The organism is Cerasibacillus quisquiliarum (assembly GCF_014202495.1).
Taxonomy (GTDB): domain Bacteria; phylum Bacillota; class Bacilli; order Bacillales; family Amphibacillaceae; genus Cerasibacillus; species Cerasibacillus quisquiliarum.
Map to the genome: position 1 here is coordinate 13,551 of NZ_JACHHA010000019.1, position 15,562 is coordinate 29,112.

The 15,562-nt window shown below is 36.4% G+C and carries 9 protein-coding genes and 1 pseudogene; 9 read left to right on the plus strand and 1 reads right to left on the minus strand.

Going from position 1 to position 15,562, the window contains the following annotated elements:
* The first annotated feature begins 106 nt into the window (after nt 1-106).
* Nucleotides 107-1,189, plus strand: coding sequence for a glycosyltransferase family 4 protein (locus tag HNQ35_RS13230; RefSeq protein WP_146938730.1), 1,083 nt, complete (start codon nt 107-109; stop codon nt 1,187-1,189).
* A gap of 609 nt (nt 1,190-1,798) precedes the next feature.
* Nucleotides 1,799-6,286: a S8 family serine peptidase gene (locus HNQ35_RS13235; RefSeq protein WP_146938729.1), complete on the plus strand. Its 4,488-nt coding sequence runs from the start codon at nt 1,799-1,801 to the stop codon at nt 6,284-6,286.
* Between the two features lie 260 nt (nt 6,287-6,546).
* Here the strand turns inward: HNQ35_RS13235 and HNQ35_RS13240 are convergent, their stop codons facing one another.
* Nucleotides 6,547-7,860, minus strand: a complete 1,314-nt coding sequence (locus HNQ35_RS13240; RefSeq protein WP_146938728.1) for a nucleotide sugar dehydrogenase — start codon at nt 7,858-7,860, stop codon at nt 6,547-6,549.
* 264 nt (nt 7,861-8,124) lie between these two features.
* Between HNQ35_RS13240 and galU the strand changes: the two genes are divergently transcribed.
* The 7 genes and pseudogenes from galU to HNQ35_RS13275 all read left to right on the plus strand — a co-directional run.
* Complete coding sequence (gene galU, locus HNQ35_RS13245) at nt 8,125-9,018, plus strand: UTP--glucose-1-phosphate uridylyltransferase GalU (protein ID WP_146938727.1); 894 nt, start codon at nt 8,125-8,127, stop codon at nt 9,016-9,018.
* A gap of 393 nt (nt 9,019-9,411) precedes the next feature.
* The gene (locus tag HNQ35_RS13250; RefSeq protein ID WP_146938726.1) at nt 9,412-10,554 is read left to right on the plus strand and encodes a glycosyltransferase; all 1,143 of its coding nucleotides are present in this window, start codon (nt 9,412-9,414) and stop codon (nt 10,552-10,554) included.
* Nucleotides 10,555-10,571: 17 nt separating this feature from the next.
* Entirely contained in the window at nt 10,572-11,696 is a 1,125-nt protein-coding gene (locus HNQ35_RS13255; protein WP_146938725.1) for a glycosyltransferase, read from the plus strand.
* 17 nt (nt 11,697-11,713) lie between these two features.
* Nucleotides 11,714-12,493 (plus strand): glycosyltransferase family 2 protein, encoded by a 780-nt coding sequence (locus HNQ35_RS13260; protein ID WP_146938724.1) that lies wholly within the window; start codon nt 11,714-11,716, stop codon nt 12,491-12,493.
* Between the two features lie 57 nt (nt 12,494-12,550).
* A complete protein-coding gene (locus HNQ35_RS13265) occupies nt 12,551-13,327 on the plus strand; it encodes an ABC transporter permease (protein ID WP_146938731.1) in 777 nt (258 codons plus the stop codon).
* A gap of 39 nt (nt 13,328-13,366) precedes the next feature.
* Entirely contained in the window at nt 13,367-14,905 is a 1,539-nt protein-coding gene (locus HNQ35_RS13270) for an ABC transporter ATP-binding protein (RefSeq protein ID WP_146938723.1), read from the plus strand.
* 33 nt (nt 14,906-14,938) lie between these two features.
* A pseudogene (locus HNQ35_RS13275) lies at nt 14,939-15,562 on the plus strand (glycosyltransferase family 2 protein); the annotation flags it as partial.

Here is a 15,562-nt window from a genome sequence, read left to right on the forward strand (position 1 = left end):
TTTTCTATGTACTACCACTAGAGACGCTTTTTATTGAGTTACCATATTTAAAAAATAAGACATGTAGGATTCATGAGGACAAGCCTGCCACTATAGGAGAATGACTATGTATACGACTGATATGTTGATTGCCTTTTTCATCGCGATGGGATCAACATTCTTATTAACATATCCAGTTAGAAGATTCGCATATAGAATTAAAGCGATGGATGTTCCTAATCATCGGAAAATCCATACGAAAATTACGCCCCGACTAGGTGGACTTGCTATATTTATCGGTTCTATGTTAGGCCTGCTATATTTATGGCCTGAACACGAGCATTTACCAGAAATTATAATGGGATCGATTGTCATTGTTATAACAGGAATTCTCGATGATAAATATACAATACGCCCTATAATTAAATTAAGTGGTCAATTAATTGCAGCATCCTTTCTCATTTCATCAGGTCTTATTATAGAACGGATTACATTGCCATTTATCGGTGTCATTGAACTAGGATTTATCAGTGTCTTAATTACACTATTATGGATTGTCGGTATTACGAATGCCATTAATCTAATCGATGGTCTTGACGGATTAGCGACAGGTGTAACAACCATTGCATTGACGAGTATTTTTATTATGTCACTCATTGATTCACAAACGATTGTGGCATTTTTAAGCATCGTCTTAATTGGCGCGAATCTAGGTTTCTTATACCATAATTTTTATCCAGCGAAGATTTATATGGGGGATACCGGATCGAACTATCTTGGTTTTATGATAGCTGTCGTATCTATTCAAGGGCTATTCAAAAATGTTGCCCTCTTTAGTTTTATTATTCCAGTTATTGTCTTAGCCGTACCGATTTTTGATACATTTTTAGCGATTATCCGCCGCATTCGTAATAAAGAAAGTATTGCGATGGCAGATAATAAACATATCCATTACCGAATGATTCAATCAGGATATAGTCATAAAGCGACCGTTCTTATTTTATACGGATTTAGTGCTCTGTTCGGTGTGCTTGCGATTATTTTCTCTACCGCAAGTATTACAACATCATTAATCGTTACCGTCTTTGTGTTGATTTTGCTACATATTATTGCAGAAATCTCTGGTCTCGTCATGGATGGCAAGCGACCTGTACTCGATGCCATTTTACGATGGATTCCTATGAAACGAAAGCATAAGAACAAGTCATAGATTGATCGACTTATCAATATATTGATTGCAATGAAAGAAGTAGTTTGTAAGATAAAAACTACTTCTTTTTTTTTCATATATGTGCACTCAGATGACTATCAATTAGTGAAACAAACTCCTATAAACTTGCAAGTTAGATCGTTCACACAATTTCCAATTAAGAGAAATGCGTCTACAGAAATAGTCATTTCACACTATAAAAACGTGTCGAAAATGAAAGAAAACTGTCAATTTATTAAAAAATAGCAAAATATAACTAGGACTTATGGCACTTGTGTAAATATTAAGAAATAGGCACAATAGTTATATCTGATATTAATGAAAGGAGGAACATTTTGCAGGTGGCAGAATATTGCGTCAATTGAGTCGCATCCTTTTATATGATCGCTATTAACCACTAAATATTTCCGATCTAAACTCATAAATCAATCTAATAAGCACACCTTTTAATAGACTTTTAGACATTAAAATGTCAGAAAATTATTAATTAATAGGTGTATTTAACTAGATATATTTTTCAGAAATATGGCGATTAATGAAGGAAGCTTAATCTGATACAGTAGGTGCCACATTGAATGGATTATTTTTTATATTGGGGAGGAAAAGTGAATGCATCGGAATTTGCGAAAAATTACAGCAATATTATTAATCTTTATTCTAGCATTTAGTCAAGCGACATTTGCTAGTGCACAGTTACCGATTAAAGAACTTCCGGTTAAAAAGGATAAGCCATCGGTAACATCTGTTCTAGAAACAGAAAGTCCAGAAAAGGAAGTTAGAGTCATTGTTGAGTTAAAAGGAGAGGCACCGATTGAAAAAGCGACGAAACGAGGTGTCCTATTCAAAAGCCTTTCCGACAGTGAGCAGAAAAAGCTTCAACAAGAAGTAACATCTAAACAAAATAAAGTAAAGCAAGAAATAAAAAAGAAAGCAATTAAACCAAACTATTTACAAGACTTCAATACTGTCGTCAATGGTTTTAGTGCTGAAGTTAAAGTAAAAGATATTAAAAAGATTGAAAAGATAAAAGATGTAGAAGCGGTACATCTTGTAAATGAATATGAACGTCCAGAAGTAAAACCAGATATGAAATATAGTAAAGAGCTTGTAGAAGCTCAAAAAGTATGGCGCGATTTTGAGAACAAAGGGGAAGGGATGGTTGTAGGTGTCATTGACTCAGGAATTGATCCAACGCATAAGGATATGGTTCTTTCTGACGAAAAGACTGCCAAACTTACAGAAGACTTCGTTAACAAAAAAATAAAAGAAGAAGGCCTCCCTGGAAAATATTATACGCCTAAAGTTCCATACGCATATAATTATATGGACGAAACACATGAAGTGATAGAAGATCATGCTGAGGCATCTATGCATGGGATGCACGTTTCAGGAACTGTTGGTGCTAATGGAGATGAAGAAGATGGCGGACTAAAAGGAGTTGCTCCTGAGGTTCAAATTCTAGGTCTAAAAGTATTCGGAAACGATCCATTAATGCAATCAACATTTGGTGATGTCTATGTCAAAGCTATTGATGACTCTATTAAACTCGGTGCAGACGTCCTGAACTTAAGTTTAGGGGCACCAGCTGGATTCGTTTCAGAAGATTCACTTGAACAACAAGCTGTTACGAATGCAGTAGAAAATGGAATTGTCGTTTCTATTTCAGCAGGTAACTCTGCTCTGTTTGCTGATGGATATTGGTATCCAACGGTATCGAATCCAGACTATGGTGTAAATGGCTCTCCGGGTGTTGCTTATAATAGTTTACAAGTCGCATCATTTGAAAATGAGTTTATGGAAATGGATGAAGTCGTCTATTCCATTGATGGTGAAGAGACATCAACACCATTTATGTCTGCTGGAAAAACGCATCCTAATGATGTAAGTGAAAAAACATTTGAACTCGTAGAAGCAGGATTAGGCCATCCTGAAGAATTTGAAGGAAAAGATCTAAATGGTAAATATGCACTTGTTCAACGTGGTGGTTTACCATTTACTGAAAAGGCATTGAACGCTCAAGCAGTAGGTGCCGCTGGTGTCATTATATATAACAATGAAGATGGATTTATCAATATGGCAACAGAAGATGCAATCGTCATTCCACAATTATTTATGTTGAAGAATGATGGTGATAAATTAGCAGAAGCACTTAAAAATGGTAAAACAGCAACTGTTACGTTCACTGGGAAGCAAATACCAACAGCTAATCCAGATGCTGGACTTATGAGTGACTTTACTTCTTGGGGATTAGCACCTAACCTGGACTTTAAACCTGAAATTACAGCACCAGGTGGTATGATTTTATCAACATTAAATGATGATAAATACGGTATGATGAGTGGTACATCTATGGCTGCACCGCATATTGCAGGTGGAAGCGCACTCGTTTTAGAACGTATTGTTAATGAATTTAAGCTAGATCGTGCTGATCGTGTAACACGTGCCAAAAATATTATGATGAACACATCAAAACCAGTAGATTTAGGAGAAACACCTGTATCTCCACGTCGTCAAGGAGCTGGTCTTGCTCAACTACACGCAGCTTTAAAAACACCAGTTATGGTTACAGAATCAAACACAAAAGAAGCAAAAGTAGCTTTAAAAGAAATTACTTCTAACCAAGTGACATTTGAATTAACAGCAGAAAACTTTACAGATGAATCAGTCACATATGAAGTGCAAGGTAATGCACAGACAGATGCACCTGTAGATGCAGGCGATGTTGAACTCATTACCGCACCTAATTTAATGGGTGGCTTAGACTTAACAGAAAATAACTGGGCAACGGTTACAGTTAATGGTAAGGAAAAAGCGGAAATTGAAGTACCAGCAAATGGAACGGCTACAGTCGAAGTTACTGTTGACGTTTCTGAAACAGATACGGCTTTAAATTCCATTTTTAAAAATGGTTATTGGCTTGAAGGATTCGTGCGTTTCGTAGATCCGTCAGATGTGCATCCGGATTTAACGGTTCCGTATGTTGGCTTTAAAGGTGATTGGAATAATCCACCGATTTTTGATAAACCAATGTGGGATGAGACATCATTTTATGGTATGACAGGTGTTGTTACGACGACGGATGAAGAAGGCGTATTTAATATCTTAGGTATTGATCCAATTACTGGAGAATTTAATGAAAAGCATCTCGCTATTTCTCCAAATGGAGACGGTCTCAATGATGATGCAACATTAATTTTATCTTTCCTAAGAAATGCGAAACATGTGAAATATAACGTACTTGATGAAAATATGAAAGTTGTAAGAACCATCCACACCGACGATTATGTCCGTAAAAACTACTACGATGGTGGTAGAGGACAGATGTATAATCTATCAACATCACGTTTATGGGATGGGAAAATTGATGGAAAGCCTGCACCAGAAGGTAAATACTACTTACAGGCACAAGCAGTTATTGATTATGAAGGTAAAGACTGGCAAACATTCGAATTACCAGTTACAGTCGATGTCACTGCACCAGAGTTAACTGTAGAATTAGACAAATCGACTAACACACTTCATGTCGATGCAAAAGACAATGAAGGTGGAAGTGGCTTATGGTACTGGGATGTCTTAGTCAATGGTGAATCTGTTTTAGATGAGCCTTATATGAACGGCGAAACAGAGCACGTCTTAACAGGTGTTAAAGATTCTGATAAAGTTTCTGTTGTAGCAGTCGATTATGCTCGTAATTCAACTGAAAAAGAAGTGCATGAATCACATGAATCAGAAGATAAGGTTCGTCCAGAGGTGTTCCTATTAACACCAGAACCACTTGATGTAATGCCGACTAATGATGTTTTATTTAAAGGATATGCTACAGACAATTCCGAGATTGTAAAAATAACAATTGATGATGAAGAGATTGATTTTACGTACAATAAAGATAAAGACCGCTATGAATTTGAAACGACTCTTCATTATGAAGATGGTTTCTATAATGCAAAAGTAAAAGCTGAAGATGCTTCAGGTAATACGAGAGAAATAGGTCGCAGAATATTTGTAGATGCAACACCAGCTGACTTAGAGATTGTATCTGTTGAAAAAGTTGAATCTGAGGAAGAAGTCACTGAGACAGATGAAGCTAATGAAGAAGTGGCAGATGTACAAGCTGCTGAAACAGATGCCGAAACAACAAATGAAAAAGAAACATATAGAGTCACTGTAAAGATTAAAGATAACTTTGATGAAATTCGCCTCTATGTTAATGAGAGTGAAGTATATAAGAATGAGTTATCAGATAAATATAGTGAGCCAACGGCATTTGATGAGACAATAGAGTTAGAAGTTGAATTATTCGAAAATGAAGATAATGAGTTTAAAGTTGTTGATTTAGGTGGACATACAACAATTAAGCAAGTCAACCCTGAGGAACTATCTGATGTTGAAGAAATTGTTGTTAACAGTCCAGTCGTAAACTCTATAACTGAAGGAGACGAAACGATCACTGGTAAATATGAAGGTGATTTACCAGAGGGTGCCGTCGCGCAAGTTCATATTAAACTACCAAACGGTGACGAAGTCGTTGAACCAGTAGATGAAGACGGAAACTTTGTTCACGAGCTTAAAGTCGATTTAAAAGCTGGTGACAAAGTAAACGTTTGGGTAACAGTCACATACCATGATAATGAATATGTTGGTGAGTCAGTGACGAAAGAAGTGTTAGCTAAAGAAGAACCACCAGCTAAGGAACCAGAAGATCCGAAAGAGCCAGTAGAGCCAGAGGATCCGAAAGAGCCAGTGGATCCGAAAGAACCAGGTAAACCAGGAGATCCAGGTAAGCCGGGTAAACCAGGTCCAAAACCACCGAAAGTCGAAACGCCTAAAGACCCACCACATCCTGGAGCGAAAAAACCAGGAGATGGTAAAGGCAAAAAAGGCAAAGGTTCAGACGACGAAGGAGCTGGTGTTACACCTTCAAAAGGTGATAACAATGGTGGTAAGAAAGGATCTGACACGAATAAACAATCCGATCAAAATGCTGGAAGCAAGCTACCAAGCACAGCAACAAATATGTGGCTTTACATCCTAATCGGTGCGCTAAGCGTCGCATTCGGTGGAGCAATGATGTTCTTCCGTAGACGATTACAGTCTTAAGGAGGAAAGCCTCTCTTTTTAAAAAAACCAAGTGGCGTATCAAGTATAAACTTGTTTACTCCGCTTGGTTTTTATTTTTAACATACGATGATATAAAAGGAAGAAAGTCAAATTGTTATTTAGAAAACAACAGATTCCATTCTAAATCGAAAGTCTGATAGATAGTAAAACGGCCCTAGCTTTCTTTCTCTCACAGCTAAGACCGTTCCACTAAAAAATTTAAATTTATTTATTTTCTTCCGTCGTAACTTAAAAGCAAATCATAAGCTCCAATAATGGATGCCTCTATTTTCTACTTCTTTACGATCATATATGCCACGAATATCGATAAGCACTTTTTTGTCGTTTTTAAATAAAGTATCGATGACATCAAGTGTATATTTTTCTTTGAATATTTGATGCGGTACAGCTAAAACGACACAATCTAATTCACGTAAATCTCCTGCTTCTGCTAGTGTAATGCCGTACTCTTTTTTCACGATTTCAGAATCAGCAATCGGGTCATGGACAAGAACTTCTAATCCATAGTCTTCAAGCTCTTCGATAATATCTGTTACCTTTGTATTTCGCACATCGCCTACATTTTCTTTAAATGTTAATCCGAAAACACCAATGCGTGCCCCTTCAAATTCCTGCTTAGCTTGAATCATTTGTTTTATGATATTCTTTGCGACATATCTTCCCATATCATCATTTATTTTACGTCCAGCAAGGATTATTTGGGAATGATATCCTAGTTGTTCAGCTTTATACGTAAAATAATATGGATCAACGCCAATACAATGACCACCGACAAGGCCAGGCGTAAATCTTAAGAAATTCCACTTTGTAGAAGCAGCATCTAAGACGGCATTTGTATCAATCCCCATTTTATTAAAAACCATTGACAGCTCATTCATAAAAGCGATATTAATATCGCGTTGAGAATTTTCAATGACCTTAGACGCCTCAGCAACTTTAATGGATTCAGCTTCATGTACACCTGCTTCAATGATTGAACCGTAAATATTAGAAACTTCCCGCAGTGCTTCTTCATCGGAACCAGAGACTACTTTTGTAATTTTTGTTAATGTATTCACTTTGTCACCCGGATTAATCCGCTCAGGTGAATAACCTACTTTAAAGTCTTCGTTTAATGTTAGATTTGATTTTTCTTCTAAAATAGGCGTGCAAATTTCTTCTGTTGTACCAGGATAAACCGTTGATTCATAGACAACAATTGACCCTTTTGTTAAATTTCTTCCGACAGATTCACTTGCGCTAATGATTGGTGCAAGGTTTGGTGTCTTATCTAAATTAATCGGAGTAGGTACTGCAACAACATGGAATTTACATTGTTGTAAATCTTTTTCATCACTTGTAAATGTCATCGTTGTTTCTTGAATCGCTTTATTCCCTACTTCATTTGTCACATCAATACCACGACGATATTTTTCAAGTTTATTTTCATCTATGTCATAACCAATGACGTCATACTTCTTAGCAAATTCAATTGCAACGGGAAGACCTACATAACCTAGACCGATTACAGCAATCTTTTCTTCTTTTGCTAGCAACTTTTCATATAAACTCATGTTTTTTGCCACCTTTACACTGTAAAATTCAATGTCTATAAAACAATATACCCCTATATGATACATTTTGTATAGTAATATATATTGAACAACAAGAAAATACGACATGTCTTGTATGAATGCACTTAGAAATATAACCATTTGATGAGAATCTTAATATCATATAAATTTCATAACTTTTATTAAAAAAATTGGCTTGAAATACCCTATGTGATAGACTTAACAATAGAGATACCAAAAGTACAAACTAAAGGAGATTTGTCAATGAAGGTACGTAAAGCAATCATTCCTGCAGCTGGATCAGGTACTCGATTTTTACCAGCTACAAAAGCACAACCGAAAGAAATGCTACCAATTGTTGATAAACCGACGATACAGTATATTGTTGAAGAAGCAGTAGCGACTGGAATAGAAGATATTATTATTATATCAGGAAGAGGCAAGCGTGCGATAGAAGATCATTTTGATACATCTTATGAACTTGAAGAAAAACTCGCTAAACGTGGAAAAAACGAGATGTTAAAAGTGGTAAAGGAAATATCGAATTTAGCAAACATTCATTATATTAGACAGAAAGAACCGAAAGGACTTGGACATGCGATTGCATGTGCACATACATTTATTGGAAATGAGCCATTTGCTGTCTTATTAGGTGATGATATCGTTGTTTCTGAAGAGCCTTGTTTAAAGCAACTCGTTAATGTTTTTGATCAGTATCAATCGTCTGTCATTGGAGTACAAACAGTACCCCAAGAAGATGTATCTAAGTACGGCATTATTGAACCGGTTGAAAATTCCGAGTTCGGACCTCGTATTCGTGAAATCAGATCATTAGTTGAGAAGCCTTCTATTGAAGAAGCACCATCTCGTATGGCTATAATGGGACGATATATTTTAACACCAGAAATCTTTACAATATTGGAAAGCCTACCACCTGGGAAAGACAATGAAATTCAATTAACCGATGCCATCCAAGAACTTAGTCATCGTGAGCGGATTCTTGCCTATGACTTTGCAGGTAAACGCTATGATGTTGGCGATAAGCTCGGATTTGTAAAAGCGACGATTGATTTTTCACTAAATCGAGTAGATTTGAAAGACGATGTCCAACAATATATGGAAGAAAAATTAACCGAACTGAAGCAAAACGAAGAATAGATGATGATTTTTTAAAAGCGTCGTCTATTTCAGCTTATATTTACGACATATAGTAGGCGGTCTACATGGTATTTAGTAGACTGTCTTTTTTTAAAAAAATACCTCCGATAGATTCTTAAAAGGAAAAAAACCTCTGCCTTTCTCGCCATATAGACTATACGTACGTCAAAACATGTTAACACCAGTCCGATTTGCCTTCATGACTGTCATGTTTTCAACTGTTTATTAATGAGTAATGAGTCAATTAACTACAATTCCTATCCTTTCTTCATCAAAAATCATAAGTCACTTGATTTTTCTGATAATTTATTTATTCCATATGCTATGATATAATTCACTGGGTATACGTCAATTTCTAAAGACGTTTTTTGCAAAGGAAAGGTCGAAACAATAATGAAAAAAAGGAAAATTATTTTCTTCATTTATCAGTTAGGTGCTGGGGGTGCGGCGCGAACGATGTTGAATATCTTAAATAACATAGACCGCAAGCGATTTACCCCGATTCTTGTAACACTTGATTATGAAGGAGATTATGAACGATATTTAAAACCTGATATCACATTCGTAAAATTAAAAACGAAGCGACTGCGTTCTGCGATCATTCCTTTAGCAAAGGTCATTCGAAAAGAACGACCAGATATTGTTTTTAGTACGATTCCTAATTATAACACGGTTGCTATACTAGCAAGGTTATTGTCCTTTACAAAGGCAAAAAACGTTGTAAGAGAAGCGGCGTTTCTTGGTGGAAGTACGAAACAGAATACGAAACTATTCTTATATGGTCGGCTGTATCGATTCGCATCGAAAGTAATCGCTCTATCAAATGGTGTAAAAGACAATATCGTTAAACGTTATAAAATAAATAAAAATAAAATCGAAGTCATATATAATCCGGTTGATATTGAAAATATTCAAGAACGCATTCAAACGGGAACGATAAAACAAGAACACCAGGCTATATTCCAAGATGATGCGAAAGTCATTGTGACAGCAGGTCGACTTGTCCGCGATAAAGACCACCACACTTTGCTTAAAGCATTTGCTAAATTAAAAGAAAAAATGGCTACTAAAAAGACAAAGCTCGTCATCCTCGGTGAAGGTATACTGCAAGAAGAACTTAAGCAGTTGGCGAAGAAAGAAGCGATTGAAGAAGACGTTTACTTTATCGGATTTCAAGAAAATCCATATATTTACTTTGAAAAGGCCGACTTATTTGTACTTAGTTCGCTTCGTGAAGGGTTTGGCCATGTACTAGCTGAGGCACTTGCTGTCGGAACACCTGTTGTATCCACGAAGTGTAAGCCGGGAGCGACAGAAGTGTTACAAAATGGGCAATACGGGAAACTCACACCTGTTGGCGATGCGGAAAAACTAGCAACCGCTATGTATAACATTCTGTCTTTAGAAGAAAAACGTATCGAAGAAATAATAAACAAAGGGCAAGAACGTGCCCGAGATTTCGATGCTAAAACGATAGCAAAACAATATGAAAAGATGTTTTTACGTGTCTTGGGGAATGGCCCCATGAAAGATTAAGTAGGAGATGATAGCGTATGACCACTCCAAAACGGGTCGTCCATATAACAACTGTACATCATCCGAGTGACCCGAGAATATATCATAAAGAATGCTTATCCCTTCATCGAGCAGGTTATGATGTCACATTAATCTCACGGAAAGATGAAGAAGCACAGAAGGATTGGCCAATTACGCATATCCCAGTAAAAACGTACAAAAATCGCTGGAAACGAATGATTTTTGGTACAATAGACGCTTATCGAAAAGCTAGGAAATTAAAAGCAGATGTGTATCATTTTCATGATCCTGAACTATTACTGGTCGGATGGCTATTAAAAAAGAAAACGAATAAGGTCATTTATGATATTCATGAAGACTATGTGACAAGTATCTTGCAAAAGGAATATATGTCACCATTTTTACGACGCATATTCGCTAAGCTGTATAAAGCAATGGAGAAGCTGTTCGCTAGACGAATGGAACTCTGCTTAGCGGAAAAGTACTATAAAGATATGTATCCAAATGGTACATGTATTTTAAATTATCCAACCATTAATCAAGCATTTATCGATCATGACCGTGATAAGCAACCGATTAAAAATGGTTTAATATATACTGGTAATGTAACTGAAGACCGCGGTGCATTCATTCATGCATCCATTCCACAAATAGATCCAACGGTTACGGTACAATTTATAGGAAAGTGTCCAAGTGAACTAGCAGAGAAAATGTATGCACATGCTGGTGAATATAAAGAGAATCTCCATATAGAAGGTATTGACCGATACATTGAAAAAGAAGCCATTGAAGCCATGTATATCAAGCATCATTGGTTAGCGGGGATTGCTCTATTTCCCCCAACAGATCATTATATGAAAAAGGAATTAACGAAGTTCTTTGAATATATGAATGCAGGTTTACCAATTATTTGTTCAGATTTCCCTGTTTGGAAAAAATTTGTTGAAACATATAAATGTGGAATCGCTGTTGACCCATATAATGAACAAGAAATAAAACAAGCCATTGAATACTTACGAAACCATCCTGAAGAAGCGAGAAAGATGGGGGAAAATGGTAAACATGCTGTATTAGATGAACTCAATTGGAATTCAGAAGAGAAGAAGCTCATCCAATGGTATGAAGATTTGTTAACATCATAAAAGGATTGTGTCGTCAAATGAAAGAATTAAAACAGGCGTTTATATCTGTGATTACACCAGCGTATAATGCCGAACGGTTTATCGGAGAGACGATTGAATCTGTTCTTAATCAGACATACCCACACTGGGAAATGGTGATTGTAGACGATTGTTCAACAGATAGAACGGTTGATATTATAAAAAAATATCAACAAAAAGACAAACGAATTAAATTAATTCAACTGAAAAAAAATAGCGGCGCAGCTGTCGCTAGAAATACAGCGATGGCACATGCAACAGGAAGATACATTGCTTTTCTTGATAGTGATGACTTATGGACAGAAGATAAATTGGAGAAGCAATTGGCTTTTATGCAGGAAAATGATATCGCATTTTCCTTTACGCGTTATGCACGTATGAAAGAAGACGGTACAGTGACAAATGCCGTATCTGATGCGCCACATCATGTTGGTTATAATGATTTAATGAAGCATTGTGTCATTGGCTGTTTGACAGTGATGTTAGATAGAGAAAAGATCGGTGACCTAAAAATGATGAATATACGGACGCGACAAGACTATGTCTATTGGCTAACGATTACAAAGAAAGGTCATCTTGCTTATGGTATGCCTGATACTTTGGCTAAATATCGTCTTGTGCAAGGCTCGATTTCTAGTAATAAATGGAAAGCTGCGAAACGAAATTGGTATGTCTACCGTCATATAGAAAAGCAAAGTTTATTGAAAAGCATATGGTATTTCGCAAATTACGCATTCACATCAGTGAAAAATCTCATTAAATATAAATTGATGAAGTAAGTTGCTTAATTAACAAAAGATTCAAGTTAGAAAGATACTAGGCGGTGTCGATTGTTTATGAAAACATATTTACAAGAAATGTTAAAACGGAAAGATTTATTATTTTATCTCGTTAAATCGGGTTTAAAAGCTGAACACCGAAACAGTTATCTCGGTTATTTCTGGTGGTTATTAGACCCACTTTTAAACGTGCTCGTCTATTATTTCTTAGTTGTGATTATTTTGAATAGAGGTGGCCCGGATTATCCGGTTTATCTCGTTATTGGACTTGTTGTATGGCGTTGGATTAGTACGACAATTAACTCATCAGCGAAATCCATCTTACGCTATAAGTCGATTATTAATCAAGTTTATTTGCCGAAGTCGATTTTTCCAGTTGCTTTTACGTTTACCCAACTGTTTAACTTTTTATTCGGCTTAATTGTCATTGCGATTTTTTTACTATTTTTCGGGGTTAAGCCGACTTGGCATATACTCTATTTACCAGTTTTAATTATTATACAAACTGTGTTTTTACTAGCTGTAGGGTTATTCCTTGGTTATATCACCGTATTTATTCGTGATATTGATAATGTATTAAGTCATATTATGCGATTGTTTTTCTATGCATCACCTATTATTTGGGAAGGAAGCCGATTACCTGAAAAGTATAGTTGGGCTGTCGATTATAATCCGATAGCGATTATCGTCAGTTCATATCGTGATATTTTAATGTATGGTAGAACGCCAGACTTAATAGCACTTGCCATTATTCTCGTTGCTTCCTTAATCGTTGGCACTTACATGATCTCTTACTACAATAAGCATGAACATAAGATCATTAAAGCATTGTAGTTTCAACGTAAATACGGATAGAAAAGGGTTTAATGAAGGATGCAAACTTCTAAAAAAGTAGTTGTAAAAGCGAAAAATATAGGTGTCTCTTTCTCAAATCAAATGCAAAGAGATGACTTTAAATCTTTAGTTATTGGTAAATTTAATCGAAAAGAAAGAAGAAAGAAAGTCAAGAAAAAGAATAAAAAGACTTGGTCATTAAAAGATATTAGTTTTGAAGGATATCAAGGAGAAATCTTTGGTATTATCGGTTCAAATGGAGCCGGAAAAACAACATTAAGTAAAGTCATTACTGGGATATTGCAACAAGACCGTGGGAAACTGAAAGTAGATGGTAAAGTAACAGCGCTATTCTCATTTGGAATGGGATTTAATCCAGAGTTAACCGGACGTGAAAATGTATATCTTAATGGCATGATGCTAGGAATAGAACGAGACTTGATCAATCAATATATTGATAGTATTCATGAGTTTTCAGATATCGGTGAATTCTTTGATCAACCGATGAAGTATTATTCAAGTGGGATGCGCGCAAGACTTGGATTTAGTGTCGCATCACATTTAGATCCAGAGATATTAATTTTAGACGAAGCTTTAAATACAGGGGACGCTCGTTTCAGTCGTAAGGCAGCGGAAAAAATGAAAGAACTCGTCTCAAAAGCGAAGATGGTGATTATTGTTACACACAGTCTCCGCTATGCACAGCGACACTGTGATCGTCTCATGTGGTTAGATAAAGGTAAAGTCCGGGCTATTGGTGAACCAAAAGAAATTATAAAGCAATATAAGGCAACCGTTCCGAAAATCCCACGCAAACAACGCCGAAGCCTACAATTGAAAAAAACCGATGCTGAAATTGGTACAAAAACGATTATTAAGGCGGAAAATCTTGGCGTATCATTTGATTTAAATACAGGAAAGTTCTGGGCACTACGTCATTTAAACTTTGAAATTAAAGAAGGAGAAGTTGTCGGTATCATTGGCCACAACGGCGCGGGAAAAAGTACGTTATGTAAAGTATTAACAAAAATTTATGCACCAGATGAAGGGCAAATTCATCTTGCGGGTGAAACATCTGCTTTGTTAGGATATGGAACAGGATTTAACCCGCAGTTAACAGGAGCAGACAATATTTATCTGAATGCGATGTTATTAGGTATTCCCAAATCACGTGTTGATGAAAAATATGATGCCATTGTCGAATTTTCAGGAATTGGAAAAGCCATTCATAAACCAGTTAAAAATTACTCAAGCGGAATGCGCTCAAGACTCGGTTTCAGTATTGCAGCTCTGTTACAACCGGATATTTTCATTATTGATGAGGCATTATCGACTGGTGACTTAGCTTTTAAACAAAAAGCGACTGAAAAAATTCAAGATATGATGGAATTAGCGAAAGCGGTTATTATCGTATCGCATTCCATGTCATTTGTAGAAAAGGTTTGTACCCGTGCGATTTGGATTGAAAAAGGTGAAATCCGTGCAGATGGCGATGCTGAAGCGGTTGTCGCTGAATATCGTGAAGTGATGGGTGCGACAAAGAAGAAGTCTAAACAAAAGAAGCGAAAGAAAAAATAAACAGTCTAAATATGAAGGGTGGTGCTTATCTGAATGCGTCACATGCTAAAAAAAATTGTTGTCGGACCGATTGATTGGTTCGTTTATACAGTATTAAATGAAAAGCAACGTCGAACGATTACAGGTCTCATCTCAGAAAATGTAAAGCATAAACTAAAGCAATTGACGAGTGGTGGTAAGTATCGCGCCCAACGTCAGCGGTTACAGCAAATAAAGCGCCACCTTTACAATTTCGGCTTTATGTCGAAAGGACTTGATGACCTTAAGACCTTTTTGCATACAACAGAAGATGACCATGTAAAACGTCTCATTGCTTGGGAATTGGCTCAATGGTATGCGAATGACTATTCAAAAGAACAAGCAAAAAAAGCGCTCACATATTTAGACATCGCAAAGCACGGAGAGAAAGATAATGAACAATTACGTCGTATAGCGATTATTGAAGCGGAGATGTATGATATTTTAGAAGATCATACGAGCGGAAGAAAGGTCATTAACGACGCTTTAGAAACAGAAGTCCACCCAGATTTATACTTTGCCCTTGGGAATTTAGAAGAGACGTTAGAAGGTCGTCTTCACTACTTTAACCGTGTGATGGCTCTATACGATTTAGCACCGATTACGTTTAAAGAAGGTGGCATGACGTATGACGACTTA